The sequence below is a fragment of the Nocardia sp. NPDC060249 genome (assembly GCF_042728755.1).
GTDB lineage: Bacteria > Actinomycetota > Actinomycetes > Mycobacteriales > Mycobacteriaceae > Nocardia.
The window spans coordinates 186923-204853 of record NZ_JBHXAQ010000005.1 but is presented as its reverse complement, the minus strand read 5'-3'; the positions used below and the strand labels follow the sequence as shown (position 1 = coordinate 204853).

The window sequence follows — 17931 nt, the reverse complement described above, 5'->3', positions numbered from 1 at the left end:
CACAACGGCAGACCCTTCAGGGCGCCGAGCAGGCGGCAGCGTCCAAAGCGCGCGATCCTTCCTGGTAGCGGTCATCCATCAGGTCCTGGTTGAGGGCAATGGTTATGGCGCGACCGGTAGTGAGGACCACGCCGTCATAGGTCACCGTGCCCGAGAGACCGCCGGTGTGGCCCCAGAGCTCGGTGCCGCACGACATCGTGATGCGTGCCAGGCCGAGACCGTAGGCCCATTTGCTGTCCACTCCGACCGGCCGGACATTCTTCATCTCCGCCAAGAGCACGGGCGGGAGCAGCTTTCCGTCCAGCAGGGCGATGAAGAAATGGTTCAGGTCCGCACCGGAGGCGACCATCGCGCCTGCCGCGCCTGCCCACGAAACGTTCTGGCTGGTGTAGTCGACCTGGACGCCATCGATTTCGGTGTAGCCCTTCGGATGTGAGCCACGGATGTCGACTTCCTCAGGACTCGGGTAGTAGGTGTTGCGCAAGCCGAGTGGCTCGATGATCCGATGGGTGACCTCAGCGCCTACCAGATTTCCGGTGACCTTCTCGATCACCATCCCGGCGACGGCGTAGTTCGTGTTGGAGTATGCCCACTGCACACCGGGCTCGAAGTCGGCGGGCGCAGTGAGCGCGTTCCGGACCACTTCGGTGATATCCGCTGTCCCCCATCGTACTTGCTCGGTGAGGCCGGCGACTTGACCGGGCTTGGGCGGCGTCCCGAACTCGGCCGCGTATTCGGGCAGTCCACTGGTGTGCTGCAACAGGTTCCGGATCGTGATCCGATTTCCGTCGATACCCGGCCCGCGCACCACTCCCGGCAGATACCGTTCCACCGGCGCATCCAACTCGACCTTGCCCTCCGCCACCAATTGCAGCATCACGGTAGCGACGAATGGCTTGGTGTTGCTGGCAATCCGAAGCCGATCGCCGTCGGAGAACGGCCTGCCGGTAGCCAGGTCGGCTACCCCTGCGGTGACCGTCCAGGTATGGCCGCCATCGGTGATCACCGCCTGAGCTCCCGGATACCCTTGGCGCACCGCATTGTTCAGCGCGGCAGCGATCTCTTCCCGGCCCGCTTCCGTCGCATCGTGCGAGGTGTCCACCCCGCACGACGTCGTTATCAAAACCGCCATCCCCAGCATCGCAAGTTTCATCCGCATCCCATGAAACTAAGGAGATCGCCCTTCCACAAGAAGCCTGTCGGCCCCCCAATACCCGGTGGTGCTGGCACTACTACCGATGACTACACGCGCCGAGATCGCACGACCAACTCGTGCCTCCAGCGTGCGGAAACACTCGTACCCGACAATGAAACTTCTGACCAGTCTTCAGCTGGAAGCCTTATCCCCTCGAGGAATTCGGGCGGCATCCAAGCGTCCGGCGGCATCGAAGACGACGACGGTCTCGCAGCGCCACAGCCCGCCCGCGGCGCCTTTGGCCGGATGCAGGCCGTGCCTCGGCATGGCTGGTTCCTGTCCATCTTCGTTGGCCGCGGGGGGACAATGCTGGAATGCCCGAGTTGATGACGGCAGTAGTCGATCCCGTCGCGTTCGCCACCGACCAGCCCACGCTCACCGCAGTCGACGGGCTGACACTGCGGCCCTGGACCGACGCCGATGCGCCCACCGTCTACGAGGGATTCCAAGACCCCGCGATCCAGCATTGGCATGTTCGGACCGCCGAGTCCATCGAGCAGGTTAGCCAATGGATTTGCCGATGGCGCTCAGCGTGGTCCAGCGGCAACGGTCAGTGGGCTGTCACCAGCAACGGAGAAGTCGCCGGACGTATCGGGTTGCGGCAATCGGACCTCACCGAGGGCGTCACCGAGCTCGCCTACTGGACCCTGCCGGCGTGGCGCGGACACGCTATCGCGCCTCGCGCATCAACCATGCTGACCCGGTGGGCTTTTCACGACGTCGGATTCGACCGGATCGAGCTCACCCACTCGGTCCACAATCTGCCCTCGTGCCGGGTCGCGGCCAAATGCGGATTCATGTTCGAGGGCACATTGCGTGGGGCCGGCCGCCACACCGACGGCCGCCACGACATGCACCTCCACGCCCGACTCCGCACCGACTGATACCGGGCTCGGTCGGCACCTGTAGGGCGCGACAGGTGCTGTTCGTGTGCCGGTCTGTTCGACTTGACGGACGAGAACACGCGGGGGCGGGACAGGCCGGTGGGCTCAGTCCGGACTGGGCGGCATCGTGAGGCAGAACGGATGTCCCGAGGGGTCGAGAAGCACGCGCCAGCGATCCGGTGCGGGCTGGAATTGCGCCTTGACCGCACCGCAGCCGATCGCTGCGGCCTCGGAGACATCGAGGTCAGTGACGAACAGGTCCAGGTGCATCTGCTTGGGCACCCGATTGCCCGGCCACTCCGGCGGTATGTGGTCCTCCACGCGTTCGATCGTCAACGTCACCCCCGATCCGCGCAGGACCACCACATCATCGGACTCGTACCGGATTTCGAAGTCCAGCAACGCTCGGTAGAACTGGGCGAGGTGCCGGGCGTCCCGGCTGTCGAGGGCAATCGCACCGAACCTGGCTATCGCGGTCATAGCTCTCCCTGCCTGTGACCCCAGCCTGACGCGGGAGTCGTCCTGCCATCGATACCATCGTTGTCCGTCAGGGGCATCGATGACAACTCATATTGTCAACAGGGAGAGGACTGAGCTTCTACCACGGAGACCGCATATCGACAACCTTAGTTGTCATTTGCAATCGCGTTCGGCCACCGTTTGCGGGCTGCCTGCCGACTGATCCCGAGCAGTCGGCCCACATCGCCGTAGGACGCGCCGTCGGCAAGCGCGATTCTGGCGCACTCGTCGACGCGTTCAGCAGCGGCCCGGCGCGCCGCATCCGCTTCACCCAGGGCCGCCAGGGCCGTGCACGGTTCTTTCGGCTCCGGCGGCAAACCATCCATCACCAGCGGGCGCAGGCACGGCCCGACCAACTCGACCAACCGCTCGGCCGGCGCGTCGGACACCCCGGGAAGGTGCACCATGTAGCGCGCGACCAGCACGCCGAGTACCAGCGTGCCGATCAACGCGGACCGCCGCTCAGCATCTGGGCCGACCAGCACTCGGGTCCACGGACTCGTTTCCGGATTCATGATCGCGCAGCGCACGGCATGGGCCGCCCCCGGATGGGTGAGCATCGACCGCAGCACCGGCATCGTCCGGTCGTCCTTGCGGTCCACCTCCGCCAAGGCATGTCGAAGCAGGCGTTCACCGAGTTCCTCCGCTGGGCCTTCCAACGCGTCGTCGAGGGTGATCGGAATACCCGACACCTCGTCGAACAGCGCGCTCTTGGCGCCGAAATGCTGCATCACCAGCGCCGGATCGACCTCGGCGCGCTGCGCGATGGCCCGAATCGTGGTCTCGAGGTAACCGCGCTCGGCGAAGAGCTCGCGCGCCGCGTCCAGGATCAGCTGCCGGGTGTGGCCGCGCCGCTCGGCCCGGCTGACGGGTGCGGCCGCCGCGTCGAGTTCGTGCCCTGTCATCGCAACCTCGCTCAACATCTGTAGACGAAATGGGTGGGCGTACCTATGCTGGTTTCAGTCTACAAGCGTAGAGCAGACGCGCAGCGCCGCGCAGCAGCTCGACCTCTCCCCGAATTCTTCGAACGGATGTCGATGACCAGCCGAGACACCGAGCCCGCCAACCGAACTCACGACGAGAACGCGCCGACCACGGGCAAGCACAACCGCCGCCTGTCGCTGGTGTTGGGCATCATCGTGACCTGCCAGCTCATGGTCGCGGTCGACAGCAATGTCGTCACCATCGCGCTACCCGAAATCCGGGCCGGACTCGGCATGTCCGGACCAGCCCTCGCCTGGGTGTTCAGTGCCTGTTCGCTGGCCTACGGCGGCCTGCTGCTTCTCGGCGGCCGTGCTTGCGACCTCCTCGGCAGACGCCGGACCTTCATCTGGGGACTCGGCGTGGTCGTCGCCGCGTCGATCCTCGGCGGCGTCGCACCCGACGAGAGCTTGCTGATCGCCGCGCGTGCGCTGCAAGGCGTCGGCTTCGCCTTCGCGGGCCCCGCGGCCCTGTCGATGATCGCCGTCACCTTCGCCGATGGTCCCCCACGCACCCACGCGCTCGCAGTGTTCTCCATGGTCACCGGATTCGGTATCACGCTCGGCCTGATCCTCGGCGGCATACTCACCACCCTGAGCTGGCGTCTGGTGTTCTTCATCAACGTGCCGATCGGCGTGCTGACCATCGTTGTCGCACTGCGCTACCTGACCGAAACCGAACGCCACACAGGCACATTCGATCTACTCGGGGCGATCCTGTCCACCCTCGGCATGGTCGGCGTGGTCTACGGGCTGACCCACGGGTCCGACGGTTGGACCGAGCCGGGCACCGTGGTGCCGATCGTCGTCGGCATCGTGCTCATCGCGGTGTTCGTCTACGTCGAACGGCGCGCTGATCACCCGATCATGCCGTTGCGGCTGTTCGGAGATCCGGTACGGGCCGGTGCCTACCTGACATTCGCCCTGCTGATGGCGGCCATGGCGGGCACCTACATTCTGCTCTCGCTCTACATCCAGGAAGCGCTCGGTTTCAGCCCGCTGATCGCCGGAATCGCCTTTCTGCCCATGGCTTCGGTCCAGTTCGCCGTGGCGAAGTCGGCGCCGGGACTGATCGCTCGATTCGGCCGCAAACAGGTATTGCTCGCCGGGGTGGTGCTGATGATGCTGGAAGCGATCTGGCTGACCACCACCCATGAGGCGACGACCTATTTCACCGGCGTTCTCGGACCCTTCATTCTGCTCGGCGCCGGTCTGAGCCTGGCCTTCGTCACGTTGAACATGACTGTGCTCGGCGGACTCGAGCCTCGCGATACGGGCGCCGCGTCCGGACTGCTCCAAGCGACCCAGCAGATCGGGCTTTCGCTCGGTGTGGCCATTCTGACCACCATCTATCAGTCGGCCCGCGCCGAACGGGCCCGGGAAAACACCGGACCCGAAGACATCCTCGCGCACGGCCTGTCCAGCGCCGTGATCGCTGCGGTGATCTTCACCGCGACGGCGCTGCTGATCAGCCTGTTCGTCATCGACAGCAAATACTCAGCGCGAATGCCGTGAGCACCATGGCCCCTACTCGCGTGTTGCCGCAACCGCGCATCTTGTTAATAGGAATACACTCCGGTAAACTCTGAGCAACCCACGAATGCGGATACTGAACCCCCGCAGACAATTTCGCTGGGCAATCGATTCTCGATGATGCACCGCGACACCGAGCCAACCGTCGCGCACCAAAAAGGAACCATCGCCCTTTCGACAAGTAGAAGTTTCCGACAGGACCTGCATCCATTCAACGGCGGATTGCCTGGTGTCGAGTGGGCGGTCCTCAGCATCACCGAGGAGTCGACCATGACCGGCAACCCGTCACCGGTACCCAATGTCCCCGAGGCCGAGCCCTTCCAGCGGGAGGCCGTCGCCGAGGGAATATCCATCGCGGCCGCGTTCATGCTCATCATCTTGGCGGCGGTCTCCATTCTGCAGGGTATCTCCGCGATCGCGGACGACAAGGTGTATGTCGCCGGAATCGAATACGTCTACGAGTTCGACACCACGACGTGGGGCTGGATTCACGTCGTGCTGGGCGCCCTCGCGCTGATCTGTGGCGTCGGACTCGCGATCGGGTCGGCGTGGGGCCGGTACGGCGCGATGGGAATCGCCGCGCTGGTCATCGTCGCGAACTTCATGTCCCTGCCGTACTACCCGGCATGGTCCATCGTGATCATCGCCTTGAGTGTCGTGATCATCTGGGCGGTCTCCACCTGGCGACCCGAACGCTGAGTCCTCGTCGGATGTCTCCTCGACAGCTCGTCCGCCGCAGGGCGAGGCGCCGACCAGGAGGAACGATGGCGTCCCTGTCGATCGACCAGCGCGATCGGTTGCACCGCAACGACCTTCGCGCCTACACCGTCGGCGTCGAGGAAGAGTTCGTGCTGATCGACCCGGCCACCGGCCGTCCTTGCCTGACCAGCACCACCGTCGCGGAGGCCGAGACCGACAGCGAATTGCAGCTGGAACTCTCGCGATGCCAGATCGAAACCTGCACCCCCGTCTGCGCGAGTATCGACGCGGTACATCGCGAGGTTCGGCGGGCCAGGGTCGCGATCGTCGACGCCGCGGCTCGGACCGGCTCGCGGCCGCTGGCGGTGGGAGTACCGATCTGGGGGCCGCCCGCCGGTTCCATCACCGACACACCCAGATACCGGCGGATGGCCGACCGCTTCGGGGCATTGGCCGACCAGGTGACCTGCGGTTGCCATGTCCATGTCTGCGTCCCCGACCGCGACCTCGCGGTGCAGGTCAGCAATCACCTGCGCCGTTGGCTGCCCGCACTCTTGGCGTTGACAGCGAACTCCCCGATCGCCGAGGGCATCGATACCGGGTACGCCAGTTGGCGGCGCGTGATGTGGGCGCGATGGCCCAGTGCGGGCCCACCACCGTTCTTCCGGTCGGCCGCGCACTACGACGACACCGTCGCGGGACTCGCCGAAGACGGACAGATTCTCGACACCGCGATGGTCTATTGGGATGTGCGATTGTCCGATCACCTGCCGACAATCGAGATCCGGATCAGCGACGTGCCCGCGACCGTCGTGGAAACCACCCTGTTGGCGAGCCTGGTGCGGGCCCTCGTCATCACCTCGGTCACCGCCATCGGCCGTGGGCACCTCGCCGTTGCGATCGGCCGCACGCACTTGCGCTCAGCCTGCCGCAACGCTGCCCGATACGGGCTTTCCGGCACTCGATTCCCCACAGCCATGGCGGGTCGCCGCGACAGCCGCCGTGCCCTGGCCCAATTGCTCTGCCACGTCCGTCCCGCCCTGGAGGAATCCGGTGACTACGAATTCACCCGCGACGCGTTGGCGACCGTACTCGCCAGCGGCAACGGCGCCGTCCGGCAACGCGGCGCCCTGCTGGCCGGTGGCCCGGCGAACGTCATCGCCGAGCTCTCGCGACTGACCGTCGAAGGGTGCGAGGCGGACAATTCCCAGCGGACCAGATGACCCGACCGGGGAGTGATGAGGCGAGGCGGTGGATGATGCGCGACAACAACGAATCCGTGCAGATCGATCAGGTGATCGAACGTCTGGTCGTCCGTTTCCCGGCGGAATCACCGGCAGCGGTCGAGCTCCTGGTTCGCCGTATTCATGAGCGATTCGCCGACGCCCGTGTCCGCGATTTCGTTCCGCTACTCGTCGAGAAAGCCGCCCGGCAAGCTGTCGGTATCTCCCCGATAGCGGTCACCGGCGAGGGCCCGCACAGCGCCCAGACGATGGCCACGATCTAGGTTGTGACAGATCTCGACACGACGACTCAGACCGGTGAAACAGGCTCGAATCTCACGAGTTCATCCGCCCCGGCCCGCACGATTCCGGCGAACGATTCGGGAACTTCGTTCCACGCGCCGGGCAGGTCACGCAGCGGTTCGGATACCACGAAACGGGTGTTGTCGCCGAGGCGGTGCAATACCTCCACTTCGGGGTGCAGAGCCCGCAGGGGAGCGATCTTCGACGAGAAGAACAGCGATCTCGACTGACGTTCGCTCGAATAGCGGAAGACCCACAGTGATCGGCCATCGGTCGTCGCTACGGTCATCTGGACCGGATTCTCCACCTGGTGCGCGCGACCGACATCTTCGACGAATCCGACCGCGCGAGCTACCGCACCGAGCGGATCGTCGGTGAGACCGAAGGTCAGCGCCAGATAGAACAGAGTTTCCGAATCCGTCGATCCCTCGAGGTCGGGAAACAACCCCGGGTCGATCGCGGTGACCAGGTCGCGCCGGACCTCACGAAAGCCACGCAGTGCTCCGTTGTGCATCCACAACCACCGCCCGTGCCGGAACGGATGGCAGCGTTACTGCGCTGTACCGCCGTCCCGGTCGACGCGCGAATATGGGCAAACAACAACGGCGTGCGGATCTGACCGGCGACCTCACGCAGATTTCGGTCGTTCCACGCCGGTTCGATGCTCTTGAACACCGCGGGTTCCGCACCCTCCCCATACCAGCCGATACCGAACCCGTCACCATTGGTCGTCGTGGCTCCGAGCCGGGAATGCAAACTCTGGTCGATCAACGAGTGCCGCGGGGTGAACAACAGTTCTTCCGCGAGAATCGGCTCCCCCGCGTAGGCCATCCATCTGCACATATATCCATTCAAGCAGACGGATCGCTCGCTTTCGGCCGGGTTTAGCCCGGCCTACGACGGTAACTCGGAGTGCATGATCGGAAACCTTCGTTCCGTGGTGCTCGACTGCAGATATCCGGCCGAACTGGCGCGTTTCTACCGTGAACTGATCGGCGGCACCATCGAGGACACAGATGAGACCTGGGTTGTCCTGACCGAGCCGCAGGGGCGGCGGCTGGCCTTCCAGCTCGCACCCGAACACGAGCCTCCGCAATTCCCGGACCCACGGGGATCCCAGCAGTTCCACCTCGACATCGAAGTCGGCGATATCGAGCCGGCGCAGCGACATGTGCTGGGTCTCGGCGCCACCCGCGTCACCGATGCTGTCGACGAAGACCGCTTCCGGGTATTTCGCGATCCCGCAGGTCATCCGTTCTGCCTCGTGTGGGGAATTGCGGCAGCTGACACCTGAGCGATTTGGAGTTCGGAAACGCGGCAGGTCGGTGGTTGCCCGATCGGTTACTTCCACCCGGCAAACAGCGATTGGGCGCTGTCGGCGCGGGTAGGCGAACCCTGAGCAGTTCCTCGTGGCGCGAATCGCACACACGCCACAGCAGGACGAAGACCGCCACCACAATCGTGACAGGAGACCAGCGCCGATGATCGATATGCACCGTGTCACCGAACTACCGAACACCGTCGTCCGCACCACCTTCCAGACCGGGGCTCGGCTGCGGCACGCACGGGTGTTCCACCCACGCGGCGTTCGTCTCGCGGGCCGATTCCGTGCCACCAGCGCCTACGAGCCCTGGTTCGGTCCCGGCGACCGAGCGGTCATCGCCCGGCAGTCGAAAGGCATCGGCAGCCCCGGCGGCGTGCCCGACGTACTCGGGCTGGCATTCCGGGTACTCGATCGCGACGAACACCCCTGGGACTTCACGCTCGCGACGACCGGTCGCAGTGCGATGGGCCGGTTCGTCATCACCCCCGCTCGCGCGTGGGCCACAGCCCGTTTCGGCACGCTGCTGCCCTACCGATTCGCCGACGCCTCGCCGGTCTGGCTCTTCGCCGAACCGCTCGACACCGATGACCTGCCGAATACGGCGTCTCTGCGAGCTCTCGACGATCACCTCGACGATCAGGTGATCCGGTTCTCGATCATCGCCGATGGAATCGGCCGCCCACCCGAGACAGTCGGCGAACTCGACCTCCGGCGAGCCGCGCCGGGCGAATACCGCACCGACTTCTTCGATCCGATCCTCAACCATCCCGCCGACGTCGCCTTGATGCCGCGAGTGGTGAACTGGCTGCGCGAAAGCGCCTACACCGGAAGCCGTCGCGGCCGCACCGACGACGGCGCTCAGCCCGCGACCTGACCAGCGTGTTCGGTCAGAGTTCTGGTCACGTCAGCCTGCAACGGCCTTGCCCGGCTGCGCTGGTCGGTGCCGCCACTTACAGCGCGTTCTTTCCCGCGTCGCCCGCCGGGCCGCGGGAAACGGAATCGAGCAGGTGCGTGAGTGCGTGGCGTTCGTCGGCATGCAGTGGATCGGTGTAGGGAGCGAGAGCCACGTGAATCTGTTCTTGTAGCCGCTCCACCAGTTCCTGGCCGGCCGGAGTGATGAACACGTCGACAACCCGGCGATCCTCCGGCGATTTGCCTCGTGTCACCAGACCACGGCGCTCGGCTCGCTCGACGAGTCCCGACAACGTGGACTTGTCCAGCCCGAGGAACGTTGCCAGATCGGTCATGCGCGGGCGCCGGTCCCGCAGGAGCCCGAGTAGCCGCAGTTGCGTGAGGGACAGGTCGTGTTCCGAACCGATCCGAGTGAGCACGGCCATCACCCGGAAGGACGTCCGGACCAGGGCATCCTCGAGCGCGCCATCAGGTTCCATGCGGAGATCGTACTTGACATAGTTTGTATTACCAACCAAAGTAGATGTAGTTGGTAATACAAACTATGTCTAGGAGTCGCCGTGCACGCCGCTGTCGTCACCAGTTTCGACACTCCACCCCGGTACGCCGAGTACCCCGCACCTGTCGCCGCGGAGGAAAACGAAAACGAGATGGTCGTCGACGTCCTCGCGGCCGGCCTGCATCACCTGGTCAGGGCTCGGGCGAACGGCACCCACTACAGCAGCACAGAGACGTTCCCGTTCGTTCCCGGCGTCGACGGTGTCGTGCGCGACCAGCACGGGACACTCAGGTACGTGGCTCTGGACGACACCGTCCTCGGCACGTTCGCCGACCAGACGGTGATCGATCCCCGTCGCAGCGTGGTGCTGCCCGATGACATCGACCCGGTACGGATCGCCGCCGCGATGAACCCGGCGATGTCGTCCTGGGTCGCGCTGCGCCGCCGCATCGCGTTCCAAAAAGGTCAGCGCGTCCTCGTCCTCGGTGCCACCGGGAGCGCCGGGCGCATGGCCGTGCAGATAGCCAAGCAGTTCGGTGCCTCCTCCGTGATCGCCGCCGGCCGCAACACCTCCCGGCTCGCCGCACTGCACGAGCTGGGCGCGGATGAAACGGTGACGTTCGACCTGGCCCACCGCGCGGCCGACGTCGACGTCGTCCTCGACTACGTGTGGGGAGAGCCGTCCGCGCAGGCGATGGCCGCGATGATCAGCGCTCGCCGCGACCGCGGCGCCCCGCTGGACTGGATCCAGATCGGATCCATCGCCGGTCAGACGATGCCCCTGCAGTCCGCTCTCCTGCGCGCGTCCCAGCTGCAGATCTGCGGCAGCGGCATCGGCTCGGTCTCGCCCCGCGGCTTCCTCGCAGAGCTGCCGGAGATCGCCGCCGCGGTGCACGCAGGCACGATCGACGTGCAGGCGCGTGCCCTACCTCTCGCCCAGATCAGCGAGACGTGGAGCGCGGAGACGGACGACCGCATCGTCTACGTTCCGTAGCACGCCGCCATTCCCCCACCGGCACAACAATTTCTATGCGCCCCCGCCTGGTGGGTCTGCTCAGCCGAGGCCCGCTGTTGCCAGGTCGACGTGGCACGAGCGGCACAGCGTCGCTCGGCCACGCCGACCGGCATGCCACTCGGACGCTGCGCAGTCAGCCACCGAGCATCAGTGATTCGCAGTCGCGGTCTCGCCGGATCGGCGCGGGGTTCCGGCATGGGCCGACCACCTCGGGTATCGCGCAACAGGCGCATATCAGAACTGGGCAAATGCCGCATACGAGTCCTGTTCGAGTGGCCGCGCCGGTCGACATCGGATTCGACACGGTCGCAACATCTCTCGGGGGGACCGTCGCGTCTCGCAACCGAGCACGACAGACAGTGGCCGGCACGCGGCGAAGCCCGTCGCGTGGCACGACAGCGCCGGTCGGTGCCGGGCGTACGATCAGCGAACAGCATGAGGCGGGGGCTTCCAGCGCGAGGTGATGTCGCATGTTCGATACCGATGTTCTGATCGTCGGCGCAGGTCCGGTGGGCTCGGCCGCCGCCGTAGAGGTGGTCCGGCACGGGGTACGGTGCCGGATCATCGACGCGCAATCCGACCCGCCGCAATACGCGAAAGCGGTGGGCATCCAGCCTCGCACGCTGGAACTGTTCGAGGCGATGGGCATCCTGCGCGAAGTGCTCGACGCCGGGATCCTGTTGCGCGGCCAGATCGTGTACATCAACGGCGCCGAGGCCGACCGCATGGATCTGGCGCTGCCCGCCGACATTCCTTTCGGGTTTCTCGGACTTCCCCAGTACGAGACCGAGCGGATCCTGCGCCAGCACCTCGAGACCCTGGGGACGCGGGTCGAGCGCGGGGTCCGGCTCGTCGGGTTCACCCAGGACGGCGACGGCGTCGATGCCGTGCTCGCCGGACCCGAGGGCGAGCACAGGGTGCGGGCACGGTATCTGGTCGGCTGCGACGGTGCGCACAGCACCGTCCGCAAGACGCTGGGCCTGACGTTCGAGGGCGCTGCCTTCGCCGAGCAGTACATGCTCGGCGACGTCGAACTGGACTGGTCGCAACCGCACGGCTATACCGTGCGGTCCATGCACCAGACCAACGGTGTCACCGACGACGTGCTGGTCTGTGTCCCGCTACCCGGCCACCGTCGTTACCGGGTGTCGATGCGGGTTCCCCAGGAACTGGCGTCCGACACCTCCGTCGGCGGCGACAAGGTCGAGCACGGACTCGGCACCGGGCCCGGCCCGGCACTGGCCGATCTCCAGGCGGTGCTCGACCGGCTCGCGCCCGAACCGACGACCGCCTCACATCTGCGCTGGTCCTCGGTGTTCCGGATCAGCCATCGCATCGTCGACTCCTACAGCCGGGGCAGAGTTTTCGTCGCGGGCGATGCTGCCCACATCCACCCGCCCACGGGCGCGCAGGGCATGAACACCGGCATCCAGGACGCGCACAACCTCGCGTGGAAGCTCGCGCTGGCCGTCGCGGAGGTTGCGGCGCCGACATTGCTGGCCAGCTACGACGCCGAACGCAGGCCGATCGGCGAAGAAGTGGTCGGCCGCACCGTCCGCGACGCCCGCGACGGGATCGGCGCCGGCGAATCGGACCCCGAACGCGTTCTGCTCCGCGAGGCGCAACTCCTGATCGACTATCACGACAGCCCCATCGTCACCGAATCCCCCACCGGCGCAGTGCCTCCCCTCGCGGGCAGCCGCGCTCCGGACGCGATCGGGCTCACCCGGGACGCAGTGGCGTCGCCTTTCCGGCTCTTCACCCTGCTCGCCGGCCCCGACCACACGCTGCTCTGGTTCGTCGGCAACACGTGCGACACACCAACTCTCACCGACATCGAACGCCACGTCGACCTGCTTCGGAAAGTGACCGACGGCCACCTCGACGTTTACCTCGTCGTGAGCCCGGGCGCTACCGTCGACCCGACGATCCTCCCGGTCATCCGTGACAGCGACGGCGACTTCGCCCGGCAATATCGCTGCTCGGCGGGCGCGGCCTACGTCGTCCGCCCCGACGGTTACCTCGGCTGTGCCACCTCCCCCGCCGCCCCAGACGAGCTCATTCGACATTTCGAGTCGACCTTCGCCCCTGTCCCCGAAAGTGTTCTGGGCATCGCCTGATTCGCCGGCCCAGCAACAACATTCCCTCGCCACAGCAAGGACGACTTACCAGCGGAATGAAGGCGCGCGTACCGCAATTGGTGCTGCGTCACCGTCTAGTTGCCAACTCTCCTGGCAGAACTGCGGTCTCCTCGGTGAACCGGCGCGAAAAGGTGCGTGCGGACATGTTCGCGCGTTCGGCGAGAGCAGTGATGGAGTTGGGAAGCGATCGCCTTGCACACCTCCGCAGATCGCGACCAGAACCGCGGGGGTATCGGCGCATCAGCTCGGGCGTCACCCCGACTACGTCCTGACAGCTGGTGGGCGGGTCCGTAAAGGGATCGGTCGTCTTCGCCGACCGAGGGCCGCCGGGACCGCTGGTCTCGGCGGCTGGATGAGCAGCGACGGACCGCTGCACCGACTGACTGCGGATTCCGCCTCTTCCATCAACTCGTAGCGCCGGAGACCAGTTCGTCGCGCAGCGTTGCGCCGAGGTCTCCCCAACACCGTGTGATCAATCCTCCTTCGGTGCGGTACATCGCCAGTTCCTGGACGCGGATCACACGGCCGGTCGCGGCAAGTCCCCGGAACGGGCCCGTATGGGTTCCGACACCGAGCAGCCGCGCGGCGATCCATGCGCCGTCTATGAGCAGATGCCGCAGGTCCCACCGGTAGTCGGCGAATCCGGTCACGACCGCCTCGATCCCCGCGATGTAGTTGTCGATGCCTTCGGCAGTCTCGGAGGCGATGACATCACGCGCGACGAATTCGTGGAGTTCGTCGAATCGGCGTGCGTTGCAGTGACTTATGTAGGTTCGATAGCGATCACTGAGGTCGCTCGCACTCATTTGTCGTGGCCTCCCACCGTCGATCGGTCAGCGATCATGTTCTGTGCGGTCGGGCACCGATGCTAGCGCCCGACTGCTCGCGCGAATCGAGTACGACGCGAGAACAGCTTCGAATGCGCTACGCGTCAGCGTCTTCGGCCCCCTATGTGGGCGAATCAGCCTGTGCCACTGAGGTTATCCAGAGTCCGATCATGTCGGCGGTCTGATCGATCACCGCGTCGCGGTCCATGCCCTCTTCGTCCATCTTGACCGAGCGCAGCGCGGTGGAGAAGCCCGCGTTGAGCACGATGTAGGCCATGGTGTCGACGTCGAGGCCGTGGGTCGGGCCCAGCGACTGGATCAGGTAGAGCTTGATGAGCATTCGCAACCGCGGTTCGAATTCGGGGATCCCGCTGCCGTAGAACTGTAGGTCGGCCACCAGGGCGCGCACGAGGGGGCCGTTTGCTACGAGGATTTCGACCCCGACACGGATGATCTCGGCAACCGTGTCGCGCCGAGGTTTGTCGGCGACCGACTTGGTGAGCAACCGAGCGTATTGTTCCTCGGCCTGCACGAACAGGCTGTCGGTGAGTTCCTTGACGATCTCTTCCCGGTCGGTGAAATACCGGTACAGCGTGCCGATGCTCATGCCGGCTTCGGCGGCGATCCGGTTCGTCGAGGTGTTACCGATACCTCGGTCACCGAAGAGCTGAGCGGCCACCTCGAGAATCCGCGCCTTGGTCTCCTTCGCGCGATCCTGCTGAGGGCGTTTGCGCTGTTGATCGGCGTGGGAACTCACACCGCCATGATCACGAATACACCGGATTCGGTCAATTGCCACCCCGAAATCCGGGTGCCGCACTCCTGTTTGCACTTTCGGGCCCCGGGTAGGCCGCCACTGTACGAGTTGCAGCGCCTCGAAGGCGTGCAGCTGCGAACGAATCCAGTCTGTGGCGGCGACGCAGGCAGGCTGGGGAACGGAGTACTCGTGAGCACAGTAGCCGCAACTGTCGATGTAGACGTCCCGATCCGTACCGCCTACAACCAGTGGACGCAGTTCGAGACCTTTCCGCAGTTCATGGAAGGAGTCGAACAGGTCAGCCAAGTCGACGACCGACACACTCACTGGCGCATCCATGTCGGACCGTCGACACGGGAATTCGACGCCACCATCACCGAACAGCACCCGGACGAGCGGGTCGCGTGGAGGTCCGACGATGGACCCAACCACGCCGGGGTGGTCACATTCCACCGTCTCGACGACACCCATACCCGGATCACCGCGCAAATGGATGTCGACCCGGAGGGTTTCGTCGAAACCGCCGCCGACAAGCTGGGCGTGCTCGAACACCGAGTGAACGGCGACATGAAACGCTTCAAGCAGTTCATCGAGAGCGAGGGCCGCGCAACCGGAGCTTGGCGTGGCGATATCCCGCGCCCCGACGCTGGGATCTGAACCGCGACGCTTTCCGGTGGAGCATTACAGGCCTCTGTGTTGGGCTGCCGCGCGCTCCTCGGGGGTACGACCGGTAGCCGCGAAGATCGTCCGGCCGCCGACTTCCACCGTGTAATCGGCGACCGCTCGTAGTAGCGGGCCAACAAAGTCACGTCGACAACCACCGCCTCCCTGCCGTGCTCGTCGTCGGCGAGCACGGCAGCAAGCGAACCCGTTCTTCCCCCGAGAGACACCCCCGAATTAGGAGGTCACGCTATGGCGACCGCACAACCCGGACCACCCGCCACCTCATCCAGCCGCCCGGTGGCCGAGCTGGTCGACGACGCCACCCAGCAGATCACCCGGCTGGTTCGCGATGAGATCCAGCTCGCCCGCGCGGAGATGCAGGGCCGCACAAAAGGAATCGCTCGCGGTGCCGGCATTGCCGGTGTCGGCGGATTGCTCGCCTTCTACGGCGGCATCGCCCTCACCGCAGCCGCTGTCCTCGCTGTGGCGCTCGTCCTGCCGAACTGGGCCGCCGCGCTGATCGTCGGTGCGACGCTGCTCCTGGTCGGCGCGGGTCTGGGACTGCTCGGCAAAAAGAATGTCACCGACGCCGCGCCACCGGTCCCGCGAGAAGCGGTGCAAGGCGTCAAAGAAGACATCGAGATCGTGAAGGACGGGAGTAGACGATGAGTGAGCCCAACGACCCGAAGGCGCTACGCAACGACCGCGAACAGGCACGTCAGGAGCTCAGCGAGACCGTCGCCGAGCTCGCCGACAAGCTGGACGTGCCCGCACGCGCGAAGGACAAGGCGCACGAGACGGCCGAGGCGGCCAAAGAGCGGGTCACCGCCGCGAAATATCAGACGCTGGCAGCCGGTGACCAGGCGCGGGACAAGGCAGAACAGGCGCAAGCCGTTGCCAAGGAGAAGACCCTGCAGGCGGCTGAGAAGGTGGAGTCCGCCGTTCCCGAACCGCTGGCCGAACGAGGCAAGCAGGCAGCTGAGGTGGCGCGCCGGAACCCGGTACCCATAGCTGCCGGCGCGATATCCGCAGCGGCACTGATCTGGTGGCTCGCACGGAGACAGCGGTCATGAAGACGCTCTACCGTCCGCTCGGCATGATCGTCGGGGTGCTGGGCGGTATCGCCGCCGGCGCGGTGTTCAACCGTGTCTGGGGTGTGGTCGCTGGAGGCGAGGAACCGCCGTCGGCCACTGCCCGCGACCACACCTGGCGTGAGGTCCTGCTCGCCGCCGCACTGCAGGGTGCGATCTTCGGTCTGGTCAAAGCGTCCGTGGACCGTGCGGGCGCAACAGGCTACAAGTCCCTGACCGGAACCTGGCCCGGCGATTAGGCGCGAGCCCGAGCTCAGAAGGTTCGGGCGCATTCGTCGACTTCGAGTTCAGGTAAGGACTACCGCGATGCTCCGCAGCGGTCAGTGACCCACAGGAATCAGAGCTCTTCGGTGTTCCGCAATGCTTCGGCTACCGCTTCGAGCCGCCACTGAGCCCGGCTGGATAATCCGGCGGCGCACGTACACAGCCTGCGCAGACCCAGGTCTTGGAGGTGGACGACAAGCTGGTTGTCGTGCGACACGATCGCCGCGACGGTCTCGGTATCACCATTTTCAGGAGTTTTGTCGAGCTGCTGAGCTGGACCAGAAATCGGCATAAGCGGTCTCCTCGTGTCCCGCACGGCAGGGCCACCGGCGCGGCGAAAGTTCTTCTGTTGGGGGTGCACACGGAATTCCCTTCTCCGACAACATCAAACAGCCAGAAATCGACCCGAATCGCAAACTTCGGGCTATTTTTCCGGCGCGTGGACCACCCCGTTGAGCACCGCCGCCGCGCCTCGTGCGCGAGCAGTGTCCGCCACCGCACCGGCCGAACGCCACAGTCACAACGACAGCGGCGACGCCGGGCGGCGGACACCCGTGCCGGGTGCCGAGCGCCCACCGACGCGGTCAGCGCGAAGACACGACGGCCAGCAATACTTGACTGATTCCAGAAAACGCGCAAAACTGCGGGTGTGCCCACGGACGCGGAGTTCCAGCAGATGCTGCGGGGGGTTTCTGTGCGAGTGACAGCACCGCGCGTAGCGGTGCTGAGCGCCGTACACGCCCACCCGCACTCCGACACGGATTCGATCATCCGTGCCGTTCGATCCCGTCTGTCGGCGGTCTCGCATCAGGCCGTCTACGACACCTTGCGCACGCTCACCACAGCCGGTCTGCTCCGATGCATCCAGCCGCGCGGCCTGCTGGCCCGTTACGAGGCGCGCGTCGGTGACAATCACCATCATCTGATCTGCCGAACGTGTGGCGCGATCGCCGATGTCGACTGCGCGGTCGGCGAAGCACCCTGTCTGACTGCCTCCGACGACCTCGGCTTCGTGATCGACGAAGCCGAAGTCATCTACTGGGGCCTGTGCCCCGCTTGCGCGCCCAGCGAACACCACTGCGCTCCCAGCCCGTAAGACCCG

Annotated in this window: 22 protein-coding genes and 1 pseudogene; 14 read left to right on the top strand and 9 right to left on the bottom strand. The window is 65.6% G+C overall.

Going from position 1 to position 17931, the window contains the following annotated elements; all coding sequences use genetic code 11:
* Window positions 1–16: 16 nt before the first annotated feature.
* Together ACFWFP_RS20355 and ACFWFP_RS20350 are read right to left on the bottom strand one after the other, a co-directional pair.
* The gene (locus tag ACFWFP_RS20355; protein WP_379297221.1) at window positions 17–1159 is read right to left on the bottom strand and encodes a serine hydrolase domain-containing protein; all 1143 of its coding nucleotides are present in this window, start codon (window positions 1157–1159) and stop codon (window positions 17–19) included.
* Window positions 1160–1327: 168 nt separating this feature from the next.
* Entirely contained in the window at window positions 1328–1462 is a 135-nt protein-coding gene (locus tag ACFWFP_RS20350; RefSeq protein ID WP_379297219.1) for a hypothetical protein, read from the bottom strand.
* A gap of 47 nt (window positions 1463–1509) precedes the next feature.
* Between ACFWFP_RS20350 and ACFWFP_RS20345 the strand changes: the two genes are divergently transcribed.
* Window positions 1510–2079, top strand: a complete 570-nt coding sequence (locus tag ACFWFP_RS20345; RefSeq protein WP_379297217.1) for a GNAT family N-acetyltransferase — start codon at window positions 1510–1512, stop codon at window positions 2077–2079.
* A gap of 105 nt (window positions 2080–2184) precedes the next feature.
* Here the strand turns inward: ACFWFP_RS20345 and ACFWFP_RS20340 are convergent, their stop codons facing one another.
* Together ACFWFP_RS20340 and ACFWFP_RS20335 are read right to left on the bottom strand one after the other, a co-directional pair.
* Window positions 2185–2559 carry a VOC family protein gene (locus ACFWFP_RS20340; RefSeq protein WP_379297215.1) on the bottom strand — a complete coding sequence of 125 codons (375 nt, stop codon included), beginning with the start codon at window positions 2557–2559 and terminating at the stop codon, window positions 2185–2187.
* Between the two features lie 146 nt (window positions 2560–2705).
* Complete coding sequence (locus tag ACFWFP_RS20335; RefSeq protein WP_379297213.1) at window positions 2706–3503, bottom strand: TetR family transcriptional regulator; 798 nt, start codon at window positions 3501–3503, stop codon at window positions 2706–2708.
* 132 nt (window positions 3504–3635) lie between these two features.
* Between ACFWFP_RS20335 and ACFWFP_RS20330 the strand changes: the two genes are divergently transcribed.
* The 4 genes from ACFWFP_RS20330 to ACFWFP_RS20315 all read left to right on the top strand — a co-directional run bounded on the left by ACFWFP_RS20330 (window position 3636) and on the right by ACFWFP_RS20315 (window position 7317).
* Entirely contained in the window at window positions 3636–5093 is a 1458-nt protein-coding gene (locus ACFWFP_RS20330; RefSeq protein WP_379297211.1) for an MFS transporter, read from the top strand.
* A gap of 288 nt (window positions 5094–5381) precedes the next feature.
* Window positions 5382–5810 (top strand): acetyltransferase, encoded by a 429-nt coding sequence (locus tag ACFWFP_RS20325; protein ID WP_379297209.1) that lies wholly within the window; start codon window positions 5382–5384, stop codon window positions 5808–5810.
* 65 nt (window positions 5811–5875) lie between these two features.
* Window positions 5876–7033 carry a glutamate--cysteine ligase gene (locus ACFWFP_RS20320; RefSeq protein WP_379297207.1) on the top strand — a complete coding sequence of 386 codons (1158 nt, stop codon included), beginning with the start codon at window positions 5876–5878 and terminating at the stop codon, window positions 7031–7033.
* A gap of 35 nt (window positions 7034–7068) precedes the next feature.
* Window positions 7069–7317, top strand: a complete 249-nt coding sequence (locus ACFWFP_RS20315; RefSeq protein ID WP_379297205.1) for a three-helix bundle dimerization domain-containing protein — start codon at window positions 7069–7071, stop codon at window positions 7315–7317.
* Between the two features lie 26 nt (window positions 7318–7343).
* Here the strand turns inward: ACFWFP_RS20315 and ACFWFP_RS20310 are convergent.
* Window positions 7344–8167: pseudogene (locus tag ACFWFP_RS20310) on the bottom strand (class II glutamine amidotransferase).
* Window positions 8168–8252: 85 nt separating this feature from the next.
* Between ACFWFP_RS20310 and ACFWFP_RS20305 the strand changes: the two are divergent.
* Both ACFWFP_RS20305 and ACFWFP_RS20300 read left to right on the top strand, forming a co-directional pair.
* Complete coding sequence (locus ACFWFP_RS20305) at window positions 8253–8630, top strand: VOC family protein (protein WP_379297203.1); 378 nt, start codon at window positions 8253–8255, stop codon at window positions 8628–8630.
* Between the two features lie 187 nt (window positions 8631–8817).
* Window positions 8818–9534, top strand: coding sequence for a phosphodiesterase (locus tag ACFWFP_RS20300; protein WP_379297201.1), 717 nt, complete (start codon window positions 8818–8820; stop codon window positions 9532–9534).
* Window positions 9535–9610: 76 nt separating this feature from the next.
* On the opposite strand, the gene ACFWFP_RS20295 is transcribed toward ACFWFP_RS20300, so the two are convergent.
* Window positions 9611–10051, bottom strand: a complete 441-nt coding sequence (locus ACFWFP_RS20295) for a MarR family winged helix-turn-helix transcriptional regulator (RefSeq protein WP_379297199.1) — start codon at window positions 10049–10051, stop codon at window positions 9611–9613.
* Between the two features lie 81 nt (window positions 10052–10132).
* Here ACFWFP_RS20295 and ACFWFP_RS20290 point away from each other — a divergent pair, with 81 nt between their 5' ends.
* Window positions 10133–11065 carry a zinc-binding alcohol dehydrogenase family protein gene (locus ACFWFP_RS20290; protein WP_379297197.1) on the top strand — a complete coding sequence of 311 codons (933 nt, stop codon included), beginning with the start codon at window positions 10133–10135 and terminating at the stop codon, window positions 11063–11065.
* Between the two features lie 491 nt (window positions 11066–11556).
* Window positions 11557–13206: an FAD-dependent monooxygenase gene (locus ACFWFP_RS20285; RefSeq protein ID WP_379297195.1), complete on the top strand. Its 1650-nt coding sequence runs from the start codon at window positions 11557–11559 to the stop codon at window positions 13204–13206.
* Window positions 13207–13631: 425 nt separating this feature from the next.
* Here the strand turns inward: ACFWFP_RS20285 and ACFWFP_RS20280 are convergent, their stop codons facing one another.
* Window positions 13632–14033: an ester cyclase gene (locus ACFWFP_RS20280; protein ID WP_379297193.1), complete on the bottom strand. Its 402-nt coding sequence runs from the start codon at window positions 14031–14033 to the stop codon at window positions 13632–13634.
* Window positions 14034–14175: 142 nt separating this feature from the next.
* Complete coding sequence (locus ACFWFP_RS20275) at window positions 14176–14811, bottom strand: TetR/AcrR family transcriptional regulator (RefSeq protein ID WP_379297191.1); 636 nt, start codon at window positions 14809–14811, stop codon at window positions 14176–14178.
* A 189-nt stretch (window positions 14812–15000) separates the two neighbouring features.
* Between ACFWFP_RS20275 and ACFWFP_RS20270 the strand changes: the two genes are divergently transcribed.
* From ACFWFP_RS20270 to ACFWFP_RS20255, 4 genes are all read left to right on the top strand, one after another.
* The gene (locus tag ACFWFP_RS20270; RefSeq protein ID WP_378628559.1) at window positions 15001–15468 is read left to right on the top strand and encodes an SRPBCC family protein; all 468 of its coding nucleotides are present in this window, start codon (window positions 15001–15003) and stop codon (window positions 15466–15468) included.
* A 255-nt stretch (window positions 15469–15723) separates the two neighbouring features.
* The gene (locus tag ACFWFP_RS20265; RefSeq protein ID WP_379297189.1) at window positions 15724–16143 is read left to right on the top strand and encodes a phage holin family protein; all 420 of its coding nucleotides are present in this window, start codon (window positions 15724–15726) and stop codon (window positions 16141–16143) included.
* On the top strand, window positions 16140–16547 hold the full coding sequence (locus tag ACFWFP_RS20260) for a DUF3618 domain-containing protein (RefSeq protein WP_379297187.1): 408 nt from the start codon (window positions 16140–16142) through the stop codon (window positions 16545–16547). The genes ACFWFP_RS20265 and ACFWFP_RS20260 overlap by 4 nt, the downstream gene beginning before the upstream one ends.
* On the top strand, window positions 16544–16804 hold the full coding sequence (locus ACFWFP_RS20255; RefSeq protein WP_379297185.1) for a DUF4235 domain-containing protein: 261 nt from the start codon (window positions 16544–16546) through the stop codon (window positions 16802–16804). Before ACFWFP_RS20260 ends, ACFWFP_RS20255 begins: the two co-directional genes overlap by 4 nt.
* A gap of 98 nt (window positions 16805–16902) precedes the next feature.
* Here the strand turns inward: ACFWFP_RS20255 and ACFWFP_RS20250 are convergent, their stop codons facing one another.
* Window positions 16903–17121 carry a hypothetical protein gene (locus ACFWFP_RS20250; RefSeq protein WP_379297183.1) on the bottom strand — a complete coding sequence of 73 codons (219 nt, stop codon included), beginning with the start codon at window positions 17119–17121 and terminating at the stop codon, window positions 16903–16905.
* 384 nt (window positions 17122–17505) lie between these two features.
* Here ACFWFP_RS20250 and ACFWFP_RS20245 point away from each other — a divergent pair, with 384 nt between their 5' ends.
* A complete protein-coding gene (locus ACFWFP_RS20245; RefSeq protein WP_379297693.1) occupies window positions 17506–17925 on the top strand; it encodes a Fur family transcriptional regulator in 420 nt (139 codons plus the stop codon).
* Window positions 17926–17931: the final 6 nt, after the last annotated feature.